Annotated in this window: 20 protein-coding genes; 17 read left to right on the forward strand and 3 right to left on the reverse strand. The window is 70.9% G+C overall.

All coding sequences use genetic code 11. The features are described 5' to 3' along the window. Positions 1-15: 15 nt before the first annotated feature. From B840_RS01995 to B840_RS02025, 7 genes are all read left to right on the forward strand, one after another. Entirely contained in the window at positions 16-1041 is a 1026-nt protein-coding gene (locus tag B840_RS01995; RefSeq protein ID WP_042620738.1) for a DNA-directed RNA polymerase subunit alpha, read from the forward strand. Between the two features lie 75 nt (positions 1042-1116). Beyond that, positions 1117-1710: a 50S ribosomal protein L17 gene (gene rplQ, locus B840_RS02000; protein ID WP_042620739.1), complete on the forward strand. Its 594-nt coding sequence runs from the start codon at positions 1117-1119 to the stop codon at positions 1708-1710. A gap of 153 nt (positions 1711-1863) precedes the next feature. Continuing rightward, a complete protein-coding gene (locus B840_RS02005) occupies positions 1864-2073 on the forward strand; it encodes a YgaP family membrane protein (protein ID WP_042620740.1) in 210 nt (69 codons plus the stop codon). Between the two features lie 26 nt (positions 2074-2099). Next, complete coding sequence (truA, locus tag B840_RS02010) at positions 2100-2960, forward strand: tRNA pseudouridine(38-40) synthase TruA (protein WP_042620741.1); 861 nt, start codon at positions 2100-2102, stop codon at positions 2958-2960. Positions 2961-3048: 88 nt separating this feature from the next. Further along, positions 3049-5349: a DUF6541 family protein gene (locus B840_RS02015; RefSeq protein ID WP_042620742.1), complete on the forward strand. Its 2301-nt coding sequence runs from the start codon at positions 3049-3051 to the stop codon at positions 5347-5349. 56 nt (positions 5350-5405) lie between these two features. Beyond that, the gene (gene eccB, locus B840_RS02020) at positions 5406-6638 is read left to right on the forward strand and encodes a type VII secretion protein EccB (RefSeq protein ID WP_042620743.1); all 1233 of its coding nucleotides are present in this window, start codon (positions 5406-5408) and stop codon (positions 6636-6638) included. 61 nt (positions 6639-6699) lie between these two features. Continuing rightward, on the forward strand, positions 6700-7128 hold the full coding sequence (locus B840_RS02025; RefSeq protein ID WP_042620744.1) for a TIGR02611 family protein: 429 nt from the start codon (positions 6700-6702) through the stop codon (positions 7126-7128). Here B840_RS02025 and B840_RS02030 read toward each other — a convergent pair. Beyond that, positions 7091-8218, reverse strand: coding sequence for a S8 family serine peptidase (locus tag B840_RS02030; RefSeq protein ID WP_052491051.1), 1128 nt, complete (start codon positions 8216-8218; stop codon positions 7091-7093). The two genes, B840_RS02025 and B840_RS02030, sit on opposite strands and share 38 nt — an antisense overlap. Then, positions 8215-9543 (reverse strand): type VII secretion integral membrane protein EccD, encoded by a 1329-nt coding sequence (eccD, locus tag B840_RS02035; RefSeq protein WP_052491052.1) that lies wholly within the window; start codon positions 9541-9543, stop codon positions 8215-8217. Before eccD ends, B840_RS02030 begins: the two co-directional genes overlap by 4 nt. 222 nt (positions 9544-9765) lie before the next feature. On the opposite strand from eccD, the gene B840_RS02040 reads away from it, so the two are divergent. From B840_RS02040 to B840_RS02085, 10 genes are all read left to right on the forward strand, one after another. Further along, the gene (locus tag B840_RS02040) at positions 9766-13383 is read left to right on the forward strand and encodes a type VII secretion protein EccC (RefSeq protein ID WP_042620746.1); all 3618 of its coding nucleotides are present in this window, start codon (positions 9766-9768) and stop codon (positions 13381-13383) included. After that, positions 13380-14369 (forward strand): type VII secretion-associated protein, encoded by a 990-nt coding sequence (locus B840_RS02045; protein ID WP_042620747.1) that lies wholly within the window; start codon positions 13380-13382, stop codon positions 14367-14369. The genes B840_RS02040 and B840_RS02045 overlap by 4 nt, the downstream gene beginning before the upstream one ends. A gap of 172 nt (positions 14370-14541) precedes the next feature. Continuing rightward, positions 14542-14859, forward strand: a complete 318-nt coding sequence (locus B840_RS02050; protein WP_042620748.1) for a WXG100 family type VII secretion target — start codon at positions 14542-14544, stop codon at positions 14857-14859. Between the two features lie 35 nt (positions 14860-14894). Then, a complete protein-coding gene (locus tag B840_RS02055; RefSeq protein WP_042620749.1) occupies positions 14895-15182 on the forward strand; it encodes a WXG100 family type VII secretion target in 288 nt (95 codons plus the stop codon). A 341-nt stretch (positions 15183-15523) separates the two neighbouring features. Beyond that, positions 15524-15967, forward strand: a complete 444-nt coding sequence (gene rplM / locus B840_RS02060) for a 50S ribosomal protein L13 (protein ID WP_042620750.1) — start codon at positions 15524-15526, stop codon at positions 15965-15967. After that, positions 15964-16509 carry a 30S ribosomal protein S9 gene (gene rpsI, locus B840_RS02065; RefSeq protein ID WP_042620751.1) on the forward strand — a complete coding sequence of 182 codons (546 nt, stop codon included), beginning with the start codon at positions 15964-15966 and terminating at the stop codon, positions 16507-16509. Before rplM ends, rpsI begins: the two co-directional genes overlap by 4 nt. Positions 16510-16665: 156 nt before the next feature. After that, positions 16666-18009 (forward strand): phosphoglucosamine mutase, encoded by a 1344-nt coding sequence (gene glmM / locus B840_RS02070; RefSeq protein WP_042620752.1) that lies wholly within the window; start codon positions 16666-16668, stop codon positions 18007-18009. Positions 18010-18091: 82 nt separating this feature from the next. After that, a complete protein-coding gene (locus tag B840_RS02075) occupies positions 18092-18361 on the forward strand; it encodes a hypothetical protein (protein ID WP_042620753.1) in 270 nt (89 codons plus the stop codon). Continuing rightward, entirely contained in the window at positions 18361-19674 is a 1314-nt protein-coding gene (locus B840_RS02080) for a hypothetical protein (protein ID WP_042620754.1), read from the forward strand. The genes B840_RS02075 and B840_RS02080 overlap by 1 nt, the downstream gene beginning before the upstream one ends. Positions 19675-19724: 50 nt before the next feature. Further along, entirely contained in the window at positions 19725-19910 is a 186-nt protein-coding gene (locus B840_RS02085) for a hypothetical protein (RefSeq protein ID WP_229676549.1), read from the forward strand. On the opposite strand, the gene B840_RS02090 is transcribed toward B840_RS02085, so the two are convergent. Continuing rightward, positions 19907-20752, reverse strand: a complete 846-nt coding sequence (locus B840_RS02090) for a poly(ethylene terephthalate) hydrolase family protein (RefSeq protein WP_042620755.1) — start codon at positions 20750-20752, stop codon at positions 19907-19909. The genes B840_RS02085 and B840_RS02090 overlap by 4 nt on opposite strands. Positions 20753-20888: the final 136 nt, after the last annotated feature.

Consider the following 20888-nt stretch of genomic DNA (forward strand, 5'->3'; position numbering starts at 1 on the left):
ACAAAGGAGATCTTCATGCTCATTTCCCAGCGCCCTGTGCTCACCGAGGAGTACATCGATTCCGCTCGTTCGCGGTTCGTCATCGAGCCGCTCGAGCCGGGCTTCGGCTACACCCTCGGCAACTCGCTGCGCCGGACCCTGCTGTCGTCCATCCCGGGCGCAGCCGTCACCTCCGTCAAGATCGACGGTGTGCTCCACGAGTTCACCACGATCAACGGTGTGAAGGAGGATGTCTCTGAGATCATCCTCAACATCAAGGGTCTGGTCCTGTCCTCCGACTCCGACGAGCCGGTGGTCATGTACCTGAGCAAGGAAGGCGCGGGAGAGGTCACCGCCGGCGACATTCAGCCGCCGGCCGGCGTCGAGATCCACAACCCGGATCTCGTCATCGCCAACCTCAACGAGCATGCACGTCTGGACATCGAGTTCATCGTCGAGCGTGGCCGCGGCTACGTTCCGGCGGCCACCTCCGGCGCCGGCGGTGACATCGGCCGTATCCCGGTCGATCAGATCTACTCCCCGGTGCTCAAGGTCAGCTACAAGGTCGAGGCCACCCGTGTCGAGCAGCGCACGGACTTCGACAAGCTGATCCTCGACGTCGAGACGAAGAACTCCATCACCGCCCGCGACGCAGTCGCGTCCGCCGGTAAGACCCTCGTCGAGCTCTTCGGCCTCGCCCGTGAGCTCAACACCGCCGCAGAAGGCATTGAGATCGGACCCTCCCCGCAGGAGACCGAGTACATCGCCGCCTACGGCATGCCGATCGAGGACCTGAACTTCTCCGTCCGTTCCTACAACTGCCTGAAGCGTCAGGAGATCCACACCGTCGGTGAGCTCGCAGAGTGCACCGAATCGGATCTGCTGGACATCCGTAACTTCGGGCAGAAGTCGATCAACGAGGTGAAGATCAAGCTCGCCGGCCTGGGTCTGACCCTGAAGGACGCACCCGAGGATTTCGACCCCTCCACTCTGGAGGGCTACGACGCCGAGACCGGCGACTTCATCGACAACGACGAAGACGCAGCCGAGGATTCCGAGTAGCACGCCCAGCCGGGCGCCCGACGCAGATGTCGGGAGCCCACGCGCTCACCACATACGTACCCGAGGAGTACCAACATGCCTACCCCTAAGAAGGGCACCCGTCTCGGCGGCTCCGCGAGCAACCAGAAGAAGATCCTCTCTAACCTGGCTGCCGCGCTGTTCGAGCACGGTGCGATCAAGACCACTGACGCCAAGGCCAAGACCCTGCGTCCCTACGTGGAGAAGCTGATCACCAAGGCCAAGGACGGCTCTGTCGCCGCCCGCCGCCAGGTGCTCGCCGATGTTCCGCAGAAGGACGTCGTGGCCTACCTCTTCAATGAGCTGGCCCCGAAGTTCGAGAACCGTGCAGGTGGCTACACCCGCATCATCAAGCTCGAGAACCGCGCCGGCGACAACGCCCCGATGTCCCAGATCTCCCTCGTTCTCGAGGAGACCGTGAGCACCGAGGCCACCCGCGCCGCCCGCGCCGCCGCTTCCAAGCAGGCTGCCGAGGAGACCCCGGCCGAGGACACCCAGTCCGAGACCGAGACCGAGAACGTCGAGGTCAACGCCGAGGACACCGCCGCTGACCCGGTGGAGCCCGCCGAGGGCGACGTCGCCGCTGAGGCGCCGGCCCAGGATGGCTCTGTCGCCGAGGCAGAGGCCGAGGCCAAGGCCGAGGAGAAGTAATTCCCCTCGCGGCCTTCCGCCGCACAACGATCACCGCATCCGCCGCCCGCTCATCCAGGGGAGGAGGGTGCGGTTTTCGCATGTCCAGAAACGGCGCCCCGGCTGGTCGTAGGATGGAGAGGGCAGCATCCGACCAGTCAGAAGGAAGCACTCATGCTCCGTAACGTAGCCCCCCTCGACCGCGCCCTGCGCGGCGGCGCCGCTTTCGTCGCCGCCAACGTCGCCGCCAACCTGCCCGACTCGAAGAAACCCGTGAAGTTCGGCCTCCTGGCGCTGGCCGTCGTCCTCGGCGTGACCGCCGCCATCGGTTTCTGCCCCCTCTACCGGCTGCTCGGCATTAGCACCCGCACCGCGGGGAACTGACCTGGGGCCGGTATCCTGAACGGACCATGGATACCGACCTGCTGCGCCTGCGCCTCGACCTCGCCTATGACGGCACGGACTTCCACGGCTGGGCGCGACAGAAGCCGCAGGAGGGCGCCGCGCCGCTGCGCACCGTGCAGGAGGTCCTGGAGGATGCCCTGTCAATGGTCCTGCGTATCGATGCCGCCCTGGTCGTCGCCGGCCGCACCGACGCCGGCGTCCACGCGGCGGGGCAGGTGGCGCACCTCGACGTCCCGGCCGACCGGCTGCGGCAGCGGACCATCGACGGCGACCCCATGCGCCTGGTCCGCCGTCTCGCGCGGTTGCTCCCCGACGACGTCCGCGTCCACTCGGTCACGCTCGCTCCGGCCGGATTCGACGCGCGCTTCGCCGCGTTGCGGCGCCACTACGTCTACCGGCTGACCACCCATCCGCGCGGACCGCTGCCCACCCGGGCCCGGGACACGGCGCACTGGCCCAAGCCGGTGGATCTCCCCGCCATGCAGGCGGCCGCCGACGTGCTGGTCGGACTGCACGATTTCGCGGCCTTCTGTAAGGCTCGTCCCCACGCCACGACGATCCGTGAGCTCCAGTCCTTCACCTTCCACGACGTGTCCACGCCCACGGAGCCGCAGCTGTACGAGGCGCGCGTGACAGCCGACGCCTTCTGCTGGAACATGGTGCGCTCCCTGGTGGGGACGTGCCTGGCGGTGGGGGAGGGGCGTCGGGAAGCGGGGCTGCCCGCGCAGCTGCTCGGCGAGCACCAGCGCTCCCCGTTGATCCCCTTGGCGCCGGCGAAGGGGCTGAGCCTGGTCGGTGTGGACTACCCGGCTGACGGGGAACTCGCCGCGCGCACGGGCGTGACCCGGGGTCGGCGGGTGCTCTAGCTGCCCGGGAGTTGTAGACTCAGGCTTTGTTTGCACGGCCGCGTGCCGTGGGTTGTCGGAAAGTTCGCCGGAAGGGCTGGTGTCTGGGGTGGAGTTGTTCCCGCTGGTGCTCGTCGCGGCGCTGGTGTTCACCGTGCCGGGAGCGCTCCTGGGATGGGTGTCGGGGCTGCGGCTGCCGTGGGCGGCCGCCGGATCGGTGCCCGTGAGCTTCGGTGTCTTCGGCCTGGGGGCGTGGGTCCTCGGGCAGCTGGATATCCGCTACACGTGGGCCACGTTCATCGTCTTCTGGCTGCTGACGGTCCTGCTGGCCGCCCTGTGGCGGGGTGGTTTCCTGCTGGCCGGGCGGCGTCGGGCCCGGGCGGCGGAGGTTGCGCCGCCCGGGGATGAGCGCGGGCCGGATGAGCTGGACAACCCGCCGCCCAGGAATCGGCAGGGCGGCCTGCTCGACCCGGCGTGGCTGCTGCCGGCAGCCGGCGCCCTCACCGGCATGTGGCTGATCATCGACCGCGGCCTGAAGAGCTTCCGCGACGTCCCCAACGGGCTGGAGACGATCGTCCAGGGCTGGGACGTCCACTGGCATGCGTCGATGGTGCGCTGGTTCATGGACGAGGGCATCGCCGACCCCACCCGGCAGGGCGAGCTCCGCAACATCGAGACCGGCGCCGAGATGTATTACCCCTCGGCGTGGCACGTGGGTGCGGGCCTGGTCGGGGAGGCCGCGAACCTCAGCCCCGTCGCCGCCCTGAACCTCACCGGCATCGTGCTGCCGGGCATGCTGCTGCCGCTGTCCGTGGCGATGATCGCCTGGAAGATGGTCGGCCGGGGCGGCCTCACCGCCCAGCTGGCGGCCGGCTTCGGCGGCATCGCGGTGTTCGCCTCCCCGGTGCTCATGTGGATCGGCCACTACGTGGGGGCGTGGCCCTACCTGGCCGCGGTCTCCGCCGCCGGTGTCGTCGTCGCGCTGTTCATGCACGTGCCCTACCGGCCGGTCGCGGCCTTCGCCGCGATGACGGCTTTCCTCGGCCTGGTGCAGCTGCACCCCTCCGCGGTGACCATCGTCGTGCTGGTGCTGGCCCTGTGGTGGCTGCTGTACCTGGTGTGGGCCCCCTCGCGCCGCGCGGAGACGATCCCCGGCAAGGTGCTCGTGCGGCTGCGGGATCTCGGCTGGCTGGCGCTGGCCGGCGGCGTGGGCGGGGTCATTCTGCTGCCCCAGCTGCTCAGCGGCACCAGCGCGGGCGAGGAGGTCTCCTCCTGGACGGCGTTCGAGGACGTCACCCGCGCGCAGTCGTGGGAGAAGGCCATCGAAATGCAGACCCGACACACCGACATGTTCGCCGACGTCAACCAGACGCCGCTGCTCTGGCTCGCCGGACTCGGCGCGGTGGCGCTCATCGTCTGGCGCCGTAACCTGTGGGCCCCCATGTTCTGGTTCCTCAGCGTGGCGATGACTGCCAACGCCCTCATGCTCTTCGACCAGCCCTGGGGCGACTGGCTCAACATCGTCGGCAATCTGCACTACGCCACGCCGCACCGCCTGGTCATGCCGGTGGCGCTGTTCACCTTCGCCGCCGCGGGCGTCGGCCTGGCGGTGCTCATCCGCCTCATAAGCCTGGCCCCGGTCCGCATGAACACCACCTGGACCCGGGTGTCGGTGGCGGTGTCCGTCATCCTCGGCATCGGCGCCGGCTGGGGCACCGCCGTGTGGGCGACCCGCGACTCCGTCCTGGAGGGGGCAGAGTGGTCGATCAGCGCCCCCCTCAGCGACGACCGGATGGTCTCGCAGATCGACATCCGCGCCTTCGACTGGCTGGCGGAGCAGCCGGGCGCCTACGAGGGGAAGATCTTCGGGGAACCCGCCGACGGCCACGGCTGGATGTACGCCTACAACGGGCTGCCCTCGGTCGCGCGCCACTACCTGTGGCCCGACGTCGGACGCGGCTCCGCCACCGACCTGCTCTACTGGCACCCCAATCTCCTGGGTGTGGGCAACCACGGGGATCCGGAACAGATCAACAGCGTGGACAAGGCCGCCGAGGCGCTGGACGTGCGGTATTTCTTCGTCTCCCCGTGGAGCTTCTGGGGTTTCCAGGAACCGCGCTTCGAGATGATCGACGGGCTGTGGACCACCCCGGGCGTGACCCCCGTCTACCGCGAGGGCAACGTCGCCGTCTTCGCCGTGAACCAGGCGTTCACCGACGAGGAGCTGGCGCAGATGCGTGCGCCCGGAAATTCCCCGGAGGAGCTGCCGCCCCTGCCTCTCGACGCCGCCGGCGACCCCGTATTCCCCCGCCCCACCAAACCGGAGCAGGGCGGGGAGGGCGCGCTGGAGACCCCCGGCAACCCCGCGCTCGATCCCGCTCCGGTTGAGATCCCCGCCACCCGGCCTTAATCTGACAGCGGAATAACCGGCCCATCCAGGGCGACAGTCATCAAGGGGGAGATGGCGTGGGTTCTGCACTGCTGCCCACCACGCGGGCGCAGGTGACCGGGCACCGGTTCCTGCGCCGCCGGGTGGAGCACGGACTGGTCTTCGGCGACATCCGGATGATCCACGATCCGTTGGCCGCGCGCCGCCGGGCCATGATGTTCGGTCTGGTGGCCACGGTCCTCGTCGCGGCCGGTGCGGGTCTGCTCGCCTGGTTGCGTCCGGCGGCCGACCCCGGGGAGGCTCCCATCCTCCAGACGGGCGGCGGGGCGTTGTTCGTGCGTGTCGACGACCGCGTCCACCCCGTGGCCAACCTCGCCTCCGCCCGCCTCATCGTCGGCGAACCCCTCGACCCGGCCCGCATCGGGGACGACCTGCTGGCCGCCACCGACCGTGGTGCGCCCCTGGGCATCCACCCCGCGCCGGCCGCGCTCGGGGGCGGGGACCGGGCGGAACTGAGCTGGTCCGCCTGCCACGGGGAGGGAACGGTCACCGTGGCCGTCGGCGACCTCGTCGCACCGCTCGGCGGCCACCGCGGGGTGCTGGCCACCGCAGGGGGAGCGGACTGGCTGCTGACCACCGAGGGGCGCCGGCAGCTCCCGCACCCGGAATCGCCCGAGGGGCGCATCGTGCGCCGGGCGCTCGGCGTCACCGAGAGCACACCCCGGTGGTCCCCGCCCGCGGAGGTGCTCAACGCCGCCGCGGAACGCGATCCTCTCACTCTTCCCGGGGTGCTGCCCGAGGAGATCCTCGACACCGGCACCAGCACGTGGGCGCGCCTGCCCGCGGGGGTCGCTCCCCTCACCGCGGTGCAGGCGCAGGCGCTCGCGGACGCGGGTGTGGCGGTGCGCGCCGCACCCCGCGCGGAACTGGCCGGGCACCCCGACGCCCCCTACCACCTGCCCCTGCCGGCCCTGGCGCCGATGTGGATCGACCCGGCTGAGCAGACGGTGTGCGCCACCGGCGACGGGCAGGTGACCACACTTCGGCCCGCGGAGCACCGCCCGATCGCGCTGTCGGGTGGGGGAGTGGCCGACCAGTTCCTCGGCGGGCTGCCCGCCGCGGTCGCGGTGGACACCGGGCACGGCCGCCACGTCATCGACGCCACCGGGCTGCGCCACCCCGTCCCGCACGCGGCGGGACTGGCCGCGCTGGGCCTGACGGACCCCGCCCCCGCCCCCTGGCCGGTCATCCGCCTGCTGCCGGAGGGAGCCGAACTCACGCCGGAGGCGGCGCTGCGGGCCGCCTACTGATCAGCCCACAAGTGTGATCTTCGCTCCGGAACCAGAGAGGGGACTGGTTCGTTGTACATATATGGCTTCGATGCGACAGATGGTCTACCGCCGGGTGGACAGACTCGCGCAGACCCACGTGAAGGCCAAGGGCGGCCGCTACGGCTACCTGGTGCGCCCGCTCACCCTCGTGCTCGGCTGGTCGGTGCTCATCCTCGGACTGATCACCATCCCCCTGCCCGGCCAGGGGTGGTTGACCACCTTCCTCGGCGTGGGCATCCTTTCCTTCGAGCAGAGGTGGGCCCGCCGGTTGCTCCGCGCCGGCGTCCACCAGTACGACCGCTTCTACTTCTGGTTCAACCGGCAGTCCCAGCTCTTCCGCATCACGGTGGTAGCCATCCTCATCGCCGTCATCTGGGCGGTGTTCCTCTTCATTATCTGGGGAACGTGGAAGATGGGCAGCCTGGACTTCCTCACGCCTTACGCCCAGGGCGTCGGACTGAGCCGCTGAGTACCCCCAGCAGCAGCGCCGCCCCCAGCCCCGCCAGGATGACGGCGGCCCGGGCGGGCGCCCGATCCTCCGCCGACTCTTTCTGAGCTGCCACGATGGTCCGCTCCGCCACGGCGTAGTCGCCGGGCAGGTGGGTGAGCGCGCCGTACGGGTCCACCACCCAGTGCCCGGGCTGCGCGGCCTGACGGATGCGGTCCCGGATCTGCGCCGCCGAGTCCTGCGGGTGGCGTTCCCGCAACAGGGCGGCCACCCCGGAGACCACCGGGGCGGCGAAACTCGTCCCCTCGAAACCCGTCTCCTGCCCCCGGGCGTCGACCATGCCCGACGCCCATCCGTGCCCCGTAGGCGACAACCCCACCTCCACCCGCCCGGGCGCGGCTACCTGCCCGGCACCGGGCATGACGTAGTCGGCGACCGAGTGCGGATCGTCCGGGTGCACCGCCGCCACCGGGATCACCGTCTCCTCATGCGCGGGGTAGACCACCATCCCCGGTCGGCAGGAGGAGCCCCGGTTCCCCGCCGCCGCCACGACCACCACCCCCTCCGCCTCGGCGCGGTGGAGGGCCTCGTGGAGCGGGCGGGCGTCGAGAAGTACCGCCGGGTCGACGCAGGAGACGACGGAGGTGTTGATCACGTGCGCACCCGCGTCGAGCGCCCGGTGGATCGCGCTCGCGAGGCTCGCGAGGGTGCCCGCCGGGCCGCCGTCGACCTGCCGGTGGTGGGCGCTGGACTGGCGGACGCTCAGGATCAGGGCGCCCGGAGCGACCCCGTTGACGACGCCGGCGACAACCGTCCCGTGGCCGTCGCAGTCCAGGTGCGGGTCGGGAGAGGCGGGGCTGACCAGGTCGGCGACGGGTTCCACCGGCAGATGGGGATGGGCCGCCACCCCGGTGTCGACCACCGCGACGCGCACGCCCTCCCCCCGCGCGATCCGGTGCATACTGGGCGGAACTTCGGCCGGCGCGGGGGCCTCGACCGGCCGGGCGCAGGCCACATCCGGGGCCTGCGCCGCCGCCGGGGGCAGGATCGGGAACGCCGCTGGGAAAGCGGCGGGCAGGAGCAGGGAGGCGCAGAGCGCGGCACGCCTCACCCCAGGCCCCTGATCAGCAGGAACAAACCGGCCAGATGGGCGGCGAGGGGAAGGGAGGCGGCCAGGGCGAGGGACTCCGCGCGCTCCCACCACACCACGGCTGTCGGCTCCAGGTCCGGCACCTTCGGCGCCCACACCGGGGCTGTCAACCCCGCCGCGGCCACGGCGAGAGCCACCGCCCACTGGGCCGGATGCCCTGGTTCGGCCGCCGCCACCGCGGAGCACACGCACGCCGTCAGGCCCACCACCATCCACGACCAGGCCGTCGCAGCCTGCCGGTGGCGGGCGGCGTGGAGGAGGACCGCTCCGGCCACCGCCACGCACAGGCCCTGCGCGAAACCCCCGCCGTGGCCGCCCACGACGACGAGCGCCGGGAGCATGGCGGCGACCGATCCGATCGCCGCTCCCTCGTGCAGCTCCCGGGCACGCCGGGCGCGGGTGCCCACGTCCGGCTGAGCCTCGTCCGCCACAGACAGGTCCTGGCCCGCCGTGGGCAGCCGGGGCACCCGCAGGCCCGCGCCCCGCACCGCCAGACCCGGCAACTGCCCCATCAGCACCACACCCGCGGCCAGCACCAGCGCGGCGGAGGCGGTGCCCGGTTCCGCCGCCTGCGAGGGCAGGAAAGCCCCGGCCGCTGCCACGGCACCCGTGCCGAGCAGAGCCGCCGACGCGGCGGCCGTCCGCGTGCCGATGCCGTCGATGGCCACCGTGAACAGCAGGACCACCACGGCGGCGCCGAGCGCGGTGAAGGCGGCCAGCCCCACGGTCGCCGGCCGGGCGACCTCCTCCGGGCGGGCTGCCTCGAGGACGGCGGCCGCCGCCGACAGCCCGGCCAGCACGACCGCGACCGGGGCCAGAACCCGGATGCCGCGCCGCAGCACGAGGACAGACAGCGCGGTGGCCGCGGCGAGCGCCAGCGCCTGGGACGCCGGCCCGAGCGCCGCGCCGATGGCCAGCACCGCGGCTGCGCCCGACACCGCCCCGGCCGCGGCAAGCCCCGCCGGGTCCGCCAGATCCGCGGTTTCCGCCAGGGCCTCCGCCGCATCCCGCACCACCGGCGCACCCGCCTCGTGCCGGGGTGTGAGCACCACCACCGAACCGTGGTCCAGCTGGGTCTGGTGCAGGGGAACCGCGGCATCCAGGGTGGTTCCGGCGGCGGTCATCGCCTGCCACGGCCGGGAAATCCGTGGCGCGCCCACCAGGGCGACGATCTCCGGGATGACGTCCGCCAGCGCCGACCCCGCGGGCAAGGCGACATCCGCCTCCCGGTGGTAGCCGCCGACCTGGAAACGCACGGTCAGACGAAGGACATGGTCAACGGACACTGCCAACCCCCAGAGTTGTTCCGGTGCGTGCGGGCACACCCCCTGTGCGACCGCTTCACGGGGCATTGTCACCCGGGCGGGCGGGTCTGTCCACCCGGCGCGTGCCGGATCCCTGCCTTAACATGTCGGGCAAGCGCCCGTGCGCCCGCGATGTCCACTGTTCTGGTTGGGGTGACCAGCAGGCGGGATGCACACCGGGGCCACTATGAGGGGGGATCATCGATGTCGTTGCTCGGAGTCAGTGACACGGTCGGCGCGGTCGTGGAGCCGATCACGCCCGCGGAGCGGGAACCGGCCCCGCCGTTGCCGCAGGGCACGTTGAACGCGGAGCCGGTCCCGGCGGCGAACCGGCCGGCGCCGGTGCCGATGCTGCGGATACTCATGCCCGTGGTCATGGTCGCGGGCATGGCGGCGATGGTCGGCCTGATGATGCTCGGCGGGGCGGGCGCCAACCCGATGATGCTCATCCTGCCCCTGATGCTGGGGATGTCCATGCTCATGATGTTCTCCCCGCCCCAGGGCGAGGACGTGGATGAGACCAGGCGGACCTACCTGCGCCATCTCGGGGCACTGCGGGAGAAGGCGCTGGCCAATGCCGGTCGGCAGCGGGCGCACGAGTTCCACCGGCACCCGGAACCGGGCGATCTGCGGGCCCAGGTGGACGGGCGCCGGCTGTGGGAGCGCGGACCCGGGGACGCGGACACGCTCGAGGTGCGCATCGGACTGGGCGACACCGCGTTGTGCACCCCGGTGCAGGTGCCGGACGCGGGTGCGGCCGAAGACCTGGACCCGGTGTGCGCCGTCAGCCTGCGGCGCACGGTCAAGGCCGTGGGAACGTGCCCGGGGATGCCGGTGGCGGTGCAGCTGCAGGCGTTCCGGTTCGTCGGCATCGCCGGCCCGGGGGCGGGCGACCTGGCCCGGGCGATGGTGGCGCAGCTGGTGGTGGCGCACGGCCCGGAGAGCGTGTCGGTGGAGGTGATGGGGTCAGGGTGGGACTGGTTGAAGTGGCTGCCGCACACCCGCCGTCCGGAGCAGGCGCGGCACCGGATCCTCGTGGTGGACCACACCACGACCACCGGGACCGAGCCGTACATCGACGACCCGGTATGGACCACCATCATCGACGTCGGCTCCCGCGCCACCACGGCGCTGGGTGTCCGCGCCGAGCAGGAGGGGCTCGCGCTCACCGCGGACGGGGAGCTGTCGGCGCACACCGCCGCGGGCGTCGAGAAGCTCGGGGTGGCCGACCGCCTGCGGCCGGAGGAGGCGGTGATCCTCGGGCGGGCGCTGACCAGGTTCCGCCGCCCGGACGACGCCGCCGCGGGTGCGGGCGGGCGGGACCTCACCTCCCTCATCGGCCTGGCGGACATCGACCAGCTCACACCGGAGACGATGTGGCCGGGCCGGGAACTCACCCGTCAGCGGCTGGTGGTGCCGATCGGGACGACGCCGCAGGGAGTGCCCGTCCGGCTGGACCTGAAGGAATCCGCGCACGGCGGGATGGGGCCGCACGGGTTGTGCATCGGCGCCACCGGCTCGGGAAAATCGGAACTGCTGCGCACCCTGGTGGTCTCCCTGGCGGCGACCCACAGCCCGGACGAGCTGAACCTGGTGCTGGTGGATTTCAAGGGCGGCGCGACATTCCTGGGCTGCGAGGGGCTGCCGCACACGTCGGCGGTGATCACCAACCTGTCGGAGGAGGTGGTGCTGGTGGAGCGCATGTTCGACGCGATCTCCGGCGAGCTCAACCGCCGGCAGGAGCTGCTCCGCGAGGCGGGCAACTTCGCCAACGTCACCGACTACACCACCGCCCGCCTGGGCGGACGCGAGGACCTCGACCCGCTCCCGGCACTGGTGATCGTGGTGGACGAGTTCTCCGAGCTGCTGGCCGCCCACCCGGACTTCGCGGAACTGTTCGTCGCGGTCGGGCGTCTGGGCAGGTCCCTGCACGTGCATCTGCTGCTGGCCAGCCAACGCCTGGAGGAGGGGAGGCTGCGTGGCCTGGATTCCCACCTGTCCTACCGCATCGGCCTGAAAACGTTCTCCGCCGCCGAATCGCGCCAGGTCCTGGGGGTCACCGACGCGCACCACCTGCCGGCGCAACCCGGCGCGGGTTTCCTCAGACACGACGCCGACGACCTCACCCGTTTCCAGGCCGCGTACGTCTCCGGCCCGCTGGAGCGCCGTGACGTGGCCGCGCTGCCGGGCGCGCCGGGCCGGGTTGCGTTGTTCACCGGCTGGGAGCAGTTCGAGCAGGCCCCGGCAGCGCCGACGGTCATCGACGATTCGACGACGCTTCTCGACGCCGTCGTCGACCGCGCCCGCACCACCGCCCGCCTCCGCGGGCAGTCGGCGCACCGGGTGTGGCTGCCGCCGCTGCCGGCGACGGTGGAACTGGCGGGGGTGGCGGAGCACGTCGGAGAGCTGGCGGCCGTGGTGGGCATCATCGACCTGCCCTACCACCAGCGGCAGGACCCGCTTGTGCTTGATCTCTCCGCCGGCGGCGGGCACGTCGCGGTGTGCGGCGGCCCGCAGACGGGGAAGTCGACCGCCCTGCGCACCATCGTGGCGTCGCTGGCGGCCACGCACGCGACGGCATCGGTCCGCTTCTACGTCATCGACCTCGGCGGTGACCAGCTGGCCACCCTCAACCGGCTGCCGCACGTCGCGGGAGTGGCCGGGCGCGGCGACCCGGAACGCGTCCGGCGCATCGTCGACGAGGTGGCCGGTCTGGTGGAGGAACCGGAGGAGCGGCACACGTTCCTCGTGGTGGACGGCTGGCACGCCGTGGCGAACGATTTCGAGGACCTGCTCGACCCGTTGACGTCGCTGGCGGCGGACGGGCCGTCGAAACGCGTGCACCTGGTGGTGTCCACACCCCGGTGGACGGTGTTGCGCCCGGCGATCCGGGACCTGATCACCCGCCGCATCGAGCTCAAGCTCGGCGAGGCGATGGATTCCCTCATCGACCGGAAGGCGCAGCAGAAACTCCCGGCGCTCCCGGGCCGGGGCCTGGACGAGCACGGCCGGCAGATGCTGATCGCCCTGAGTTCCAACCAGGACCTCGCGCACATCACCGCCGCCGCGGCCGGGCAGGAACCGGTGCCCGCGCTGCGGGTGCTGCCGACGCACGTCCGGGTGCCGGATCTGGAGCCGGCGGCGGGGATCGCCCTGGCGGTCGGCGGTCCGCGCCTGACCACCATCGCCTGGGATCCGGCGGGCAGCCCGCATTTTTTGTGCGTCGGCGGCCAGGGGGCGGGAAAGTCCACGCTGCTGGCCACGGTCATGGCGGGCGTGGCGCAGCTGGGGCGGGAAGCGGCCCGCATGGTCATCGTCGACCACCGGCGCGCACATCTGGGGTCCGTGGACGAGGACATGCTCGCCGCGTACTCCGCCACCACCACCGCCACCGCGGCGGTGCTCAAGGACACGGTGGCGACCCTGAGCGCCCGGCTGCCCGGCCCCGACATCACGCCGGCGCAGCTCGCGGCCCGCGACTGGTGGGCGGGCCCGGAGATCTACCTGGTCATCGACGACCTCGACCTCGTGGCCGAGCACGAACTCACCCGGCTCACCGAACTCCTGCCGCATTCCCGGGACATCGGGCTGCACCTGGTGCTGGCCCGCAAATCCGGCGGGATCGGCCGCGCGCTGTTCGGCCCCTTCCTGTCGGGCGTCCGCGACCAGACCCCGGCGGTGCTGCTTCTCGACGCCGACCGGGAGGAAGGCACCATCTTCGGCATCCGCCCCGTCGCGCAACCACCGGGCCGGGGCACCTGGCAGATCCGCGGAGAGACGGTGGGCGTGTGCCAGGTGGCCACCACGGGGGAGCAGCCGTGAGCGCCCCGGCGGTCCCCGGGACCCTGACCATCACGGTCCTCGACAGCGCGACGATCTTCGAAGGCCCCGACACGGTCTACCGCTACGACCTACCCGGCACCGGCATCATCGACGGCTGGGCCCTGGCCGCGGTGATCGACCAGGCGAAAGAGCTGTGCAGCCTCGACTGGCCGGACGTGGAGATCATCGTCGACGCCGACGATCCCACCACCGAGGTGCTCACCCGGACCCTGCTGAACAAGGGCGTGGCGGCCTACCCCAGCGAGGTGCTGCACGAGACGGCGCTGCCGCAACCGGACGGTGAGGTGACGATCACCCGCCCCACCGGGCGGTCCGGACGCTCCGGCCGCCACCGGCTGCGCGCCGGGGTCGAGCCCTTCCACCTGGTCGTCGCGGCGGTGGTGGCGGCGATCCTGGGGCTGAGCTGGTGGGTCGTCGGCGGCCAGCCCGGCCCCTCGCAGGAGGCGGCGACGCAACCGTCGGCGACCCCGGAGACTACCGCGACGTCCGGGGCGGCCGCGGCCAGGACCACGGCGAGCACGCCGCCGTCGACCAGCAGCGAACCAGCACCGCCGCAGGCGGTGCTGGAACACGAACTGCTGCGGGTCGCCGTGCCGGCCGGATTCCGGTTGGAGGACCGCGGCGACGGGCTGATGGCGACCGGGGAGGATCCGGGGTTGCGCATCCACCTGGCCGCGGATCCGGTGTACTCGGTGCCGGCGGAAGCCGTGGAAGCGCAGATCCACGCCATGATCGACGCGGACGCCACCCTGCACCCGCTGGACCCCGAACGCGCGGCGCGGGGGCTGCGGATCATCCGCTACCGCGAGCTGCCCGGCGACGGTTCAGAAGTCACCTGGAGCACCTGGATCGAGCACGGCCACCAGATGTCGGTCGGTTGCCACACCCGCCAGTCCCCGACGATCCCGCAGGAGGCCGCCTGCCGCATGGCGGTTGATTCCGTCGAACTCACCGGAGGGGCCTGAACTGCGGAAACCTTGCCGGCGGAAGAATTCTCGCCCGGCCGGGAACCGGGGCGCCATTTCCGGAGTCCAACAGTAGTGAGAAGGCGCATCCCGCGGCCTTCTCGGGGGAACGACCGGGGAGGGGCCCCGGCGCCTGAATCACTTTCACACCATCTCGGGAGGGGCGAACACCATGACCCAACTGTTCAGGACCGAAGCCGATGTGATGCTGGCAACCGCCGGCCATGTCGACACCACCAACAATGAAGTGCAGGGCGAGCTGACCCGCCTGCAGGGCGTCGTCGACGGCGTCCGCGCCAGCTGGGCGGGTAACGCCCAGATTTCTTTCGACCAGCTCATGCAGCGGTGGAACGCCTCCGGGCGTGAGCTGCGCGAGGCGCTGACCAGTATCTCGGACAACATCCGCCACAACGCCCGCGGCTTCGAATCCATGGAGGCCCAGAACGCCCAGGCCTTCACCAGCGTCGGCGGCCAGGGCCTCGCGCTCTAGGGCGCGCCGGCCAACACGAAAGGGTTAAGGAACACATGGACGCAATCAAGTACCAGTTCGGCGCCATCGAGGCCGCCGCCGCAGACATCAACGCCACCTCGGGCAGGATCAACGCGCTGCTCGACGACCTCAAGTCTCAGCTGCAGCCCATGGTCGCGACCTGGGAGGGCGATTCCGCCCTCGCGTATCAGGAAGCCCAGGCGAAATGGGACCGCTCCGCCGCGGAACTCAATACCATCCTGGCCACCATCTCCCGCACAGTCAGCCAGGGCAACGACCGCATGAGCGACGTTAACCGGCAGGCCGCCGCCAGCTGGGGCTGATCCCGCTGGCCGGGCGCAGCTGAACGGACCCCGGCCCGACCGACCCGTACCCACGGGGCAGACGCGGACCTGTTCACCGGGAGGGGGCCCGGTGTGCTGTGGCCCGGGCAGGCCGCCGCACGCACCAGCACGCCCGCAGACACTCCATCCACCGCGTCCGATCTGCTTCTTCCCCGGGAGGAGCGTGGTCGGGCGCGGTTTGGGTTTTGCCGGGTGAATCCCATAAGCTGACGTGGTTGTGTGCGCTGTGCGCGGGTCTCCACCGGCCGCCGCGTCCCAGACACGTACACTCGAAGCCTTTTCAGGCCGGCAGCCCCAGACAGACTTTTAAGGAGTCATTAGTGTCTACTTACCACCCGAAGAGCGGTGACATCACCCGTAAGTGGTACGTCATCGACGCCACCGACGTGGTGCTGGGCCGACTCGCCACCCACGCAGCTGACCTGCTGCGCGGCAAGGGCAAGCCCCAGTACGCACCGAACGTTGACTGCGGCGACCACGTTGTCGTCATCAACGCCGACAAGGTTCACGTGTCCTCCAACAAGCGTGACCGCGAGATGCGCTACCGCCACACCGGTTACCCGGGTGGTCTGCGCTCCATGACCCTGGGCAAGGCTCTGGACACCCGTCCGGAGCGCGTGATCGAGGAAGCTATCACCGGCATGATGCCGCACAACAAGCTCTCCGCCGCTTCTGTGAAGAAGCTCCACGTTTTCGCTGGCTCTGAGCACCCGTACGCCGGCCAGCAGCCCGAGACCTACGAGATCAAGCAGGTGGCACAGTGACCGAGCAGAACCAGAACGAGGACCTGAACGTGGCTGAGGCCGGCGACATCGAGGCCGCCGCCGCCGCTACCGAGGAGTTCGCCTACACCATCGGCGACGCCGTGGCTCCGGAGGTCACCGAGGACGAGGTCGAGGCTGCAGCCCCGATCGAGCTCGACGGCCCGATTCAGACCGTCGGCCGCCGTAAGCGCGCCATCGCCCGCATCCACGTGGTCGCCGGCTCCGGCGAGATCACCTGCAACGGCCGCTCGCTCGAGGATTACTTCCCGAACAAGCTGCACCAGCAGGACATCCTCCAGCCGCTCGAGCTGCTCGAGCGCAACGGCCAGTTCGACATCAAGGCCAACATCTCCGGTGGCGGCCCGACCGGCCAGTCCGGCGCTCTGCGCCTGGCCATCGCCCGTGCACTGAACCTGTACAACCCGGCTGACCGGGGCGCCCTGAAGAAGGCCGGCCTGCTCACCCGTGACGCCCGCGCAGTCGAGCGTAAGAAGGCTGGTCTGCACAAGGCACGTCGTGCCCCGCAGTACTCCAAGCGCTAAGCTCCGCCTTCGCTTGTCGACGCCGTCCCACCTCCCGGTGGGGCGGCGTTCGCCGTTTCCGGGAGCAGACCCGGGCTGGAGAGGCTGCGGGGGTGGACGCGACGCGGCGGCGCCCCGCATAGGTGCCGCGGGCAGGGCACGTGCATAATGTTGGGCATGACTCGACTCTTCGGTACTGACGGCGTTCGCGGGCTCGCGAACAAGGATCTCACTGTATCCATGGCACTTCAGCTGGGTGCGGCGGCCGCGCACGTGCTTACCCGGGACCGGGCCGCGAGCGACCGACGTCCCACCGCGATCGTCGGCCGGGATCCGCGCGTGTCCGGTGAAATGCTGGCCGCAGCGCTGTCCGCCGGCATGGCGTCCCGGGGCGTGGACGTGCTGCGGGTCGGTGTCCTCCCCACTCCGGCTGTCGCCTTCCTCACCGACGACTACGGCGCCGACATGGGAGTGATGATCTCCGCGTCGCACAACCCGATGCCCGACAACGGCATCAAGTTCTTCTCCGCCGGCGGCCGGAAGCTGCCCGATTCGGTGGAGGACGAGATCGAGGCGGCGATGGCGGAACTGCCCGACGACGGCCCGACCGGTACCGGCGTGGGACGTGTCATCGAGGAGGCCCCGGACGCGAAGGACCGCTACCTCAAGCACCTCGCGGAGGCCACCCCGGTGGATCTGTCCGGCATCAAGGTCGTCGTCGACGCGGCCAACGGCGCGGCCTCTTCTGTCGCCCCCAAGGCGTATGCGGCGGCGGGCGCCGAGGTTGTCGCCATCCACAACCGCCCCAACGCCTACAACATCAACGACAATTGCGGCTCCACCCACATGGACCAGCTGCAGAAGGCCGTTCTCGAGCACGGCGCGGACCTCGGTCTGGCGCACGACGGCGACGCCGACCGCTGCCTCGCGGTCGACGCGGAGGGCAACATCATCGACGGCGACCAGATCATGGCCGTCCTCGCGGTGGCGATGAAGGAGAAGTCCGAGCTGCGGAAGAACACCCTGGTGGCCACCGTGATGAGCAACCTGGGTCTGCGCCTGGCCATGGAGGAGCAGGGCATCACCATGCTGGAGACCAAGGTGGGCGACCGCTACGTCCTCGAGGAGCTCAACGCAGGTGACTACCGCCTGGGTGGCGAGCAGTCCGGCCACATCGTCCTGCCCGTGCACTGCACGACCGGTGACGGCACCATGACCGGCCTCAAGCTCATGGCGCGCATGGCCGAGACCGGGCAGTCCCTCAAGGACCTGGCCGGCGTGATGACGGTCCTGCCGCAGGTGCTCATCAACGTGCCGGTGGCCAACAAGACCGCAATCCTCGAGTCCGCGGTGGTCCAGGAATCGATGGCTGAGGCGGAATCCGAGCTGGGCAGTACCGGCCGGGTGCTGCTGCGGCCCTCCGGCACCGAGCAGCTGTTCCGCGTCATGGTGGAGGCCACAGAGAGCGAGCAGGCCCGCCGTGTCGCCGGCCGTCTCGCCGCGGTGGTCGCGGCGGTTTAACCCCGCCGGGAACCTTTCGCCCCCTTCAGCAGTCCAATGATGGTGACACACCAGCCATGGACTTCTGCAAGGGGGACTTTTCATGTCCGAGCTCTTCCTCGACCACGCGGGGGCGCTGCACTCGCTCAACCGCCTGGTCGCCGACGGTGAGGAACAACTCGCCCGACACACCAGCACCAGCCCCGCGCTGCCCGCCGCCGCCGCGATCGCGGCCATGCTGCAGCGCCTGCACGCCACCGGCACCGAGCGTATCGACGCCGTCCGGGCCACCGCCCGCGCTGCAGCCGCCCAGGTGCGGGTGCTGCGCGACGTCGATGAGCATCTGGCCGACGAGCTGGGCGGGGCGCGCTGATGCCCGCCCCACTGGCGGCCGCCGGATACCGCGGGATCGTGCAGATGCTCGCGCACGCCTCCCGCGGCAGCTACCGGGGGCCCGCGGTCCCCGCGGACGTGCTCGCCCGGGTTCTCAGCTCCACCGAGGGGCTCGACTCTGCGCAACTCGTGGCGCACACCCGGGCCGCCGTCGGCGTGTCCAGCACCTCGGGGGTGCGCGGCGAACTCATGGACACGGTGTTCACCTTCCTCTCGCAGGCGGCCTTCGGTGAGATCCTGGGCCGGGTGGCCGACAACGTCAGCGACTGGTTCAACAACCGCGACGACAGCGAAGGCATCGCACAGGGCGCGGAGGACGCCGGGGAGGCCCTGCGCGACATCGAGGACGTGGCGGACTCCGGGATCGAAGAGATTGTCTTCGCCCTCCGCGCCGTGATCACCCAATTGTGCGCGTTTTTGAATCAGGTCGACCCGGTCGCCCATCCCCGCGAGTTCACCGAGTGCGTCGCCGCCGGGGCAGAGCTGATCGACTCGGCAGGCAACACCATCCTCGACTGCTGCCGCGACCGCGACACCGCCGTCGCCTCCTGCCTCGACGAGTTCCTCGCCCGCGGCACCACTGTTTGCGAGCAACCCGCCTCCTGTGCCCGCACCGACGTCGTCTGCGCCGGAGGCGCCCCGGTACCGGCCCCAGCACCGCTCTCGGCCGTGCCCCCGCCACAGGTCCCCGCGCAGGAGGCACCCACCGTGCCACAGGCTGTGGAACCCGCCCCAGAGGTACCCGACAGTCCCGAGCCTCCCGCACCGTCGAAGAAACCACTGGAACAGACCACCGTGCCACAGGCTGTGGAACCCGCCCCAGAGGCGCCCGACAGCCCCGAGTCTCCCGCACCGTCGAAGAAACCACTGGAACCGCCGCCGTCTGAAACCGGGGACGCACCAACCGCCGACTGCTGCGGAATCCTTGGACTCGTCGGCGCGGGTGTCGCCCTCCTCGGCATCGGCTTGGTGGTCAGTGCGTTGGAGGAATGCGCTCCTGCGCCGGAACCTGCCCCCGCTCCTATGCCGGAACCTGCGCCTGAACCGCCACCCCCACCGAAGCAGAACCTGGCCGACGTGCCTGAACCGCCACCCCCACCGAAGCAGAACCTGGCCGACGTGCCTGAACCGCCACCCCCACCGAAGCAGAACCTGGCCGACGTGCCTGAACCGCCACCCCCACCGAAGCAGAACCTGGCGCCGGTGCAGACACCGGCACCGGTACCGGCTCCTGTACCCGAGCCTCAGCCGGTTTCAGCGCAGGGCGGCGCCCGGAAGGCAGGTGAGTGGTGATGGAGTTCGAGGAGTTCTCGCGGCAGTTCCGTCAGAGGACCACGCAGCGCATGGTCGAGTTCGAAAAGGCACTAGCCCAGGCGCAGCAGCGCGTGGAGAAGGCCGTCACGCCGCCCACAGCGCCTTTGGCGCAGCGGGAGACCCGGGCATCCCCGGCCACGCCGGACGGCGTACAGCAACGCCCCCGGCCGGGAACGGCCAGGGGCAGGGTGCAGGGGCTGCTGCGGAAGGGTTAGAACTTGGTGCTGGTGGTGAGCTTGATGCCGGCCTTGTCGGCCAGCTCGGCGCCGGCGAAGGACTCGACGTCCTTGGCGGTCGCGAGTGCCTCGGAGAAGTCGGAGTACTTGCGCTCGCCGCCCAGTCTGTGCAGGAGGAATCCGGTGAGCAGGCCGCGGGCGGTCTCCTGCCCGGAGATCTGGGGGATGCCGAGCCCGATGGCCATCTTGAGGAGGTTGTCCTCGGTGAAACCGGCCTGGTTTCCGCCCTTGATCTCGCGGTAGGCGACCTCCCCGCCCCAGTTGAAGGCGACCTTGGCGGGGTCGCCGGCGCCGAATATGTCGGCGCGTCCCGGGGCGATCACCAGGCCCGGCGCCTTCACCGAGCGGGCGGCTATGGAGGCCGGCGGGGCGGTGTCGGCCGGGTAGAGGGCTCCGACGGCCCTGATGCGGGGGTTGTTCGCCGCGGCGAGGATCGCGGCCCCGGCGCCCATGCCGTGGCCGACGACGCCGAGCTTGCCCGGAGCGACGGTCACCTTGCCGTTGCCCAGCTTCACGCCTGCCGCGATCTGCAGGGCGGTCTCCAGGTCCGCGGAGAAACCGCGGTGGTCGGGGAGGAAGCCCTTCTCGGTGTCCGGGGCGGTGACGACGATGCCCCAGCTCGCCAGGTGGCGCAGGGTGGCGTGGTACGTCTTCACCGGCTTCAGCCAGTCATGTCCGAAGGCGACGGCGGGCACACTGTTGCCCTCTGCGGGTGCGTAAACTTTGCCCTCGATTCCGGCGTAGCTGAGATCGCCGACGAGGACGCGGTGCGGGCCGCGCTTGGATAGTTGGGCCAGGTGCTTCTTCAGATTCGCAGACACGAAACCCAGGATAGTGGAAGAGCCCGGCCGTGAGGTCGCGAACGTCACACTGCCGGAAAACGGCGAGCGTGCCGGGCAGGGACGGGGGAGGGGCGGGCGTCGATAAGCGGGGTATACCTGTCGCGGGACCGGCCGA

Origin of the sequence: Corynebacterium marinum DSM 44953 (assembly GCF_000835165.1) — a bacterium.
GTDB lineage: Bacteria > Actinomycetota > Actinomycetes > Mycobacteriales > Mycobacteriaceae > Corynebacterium > Corynebacterium marinum.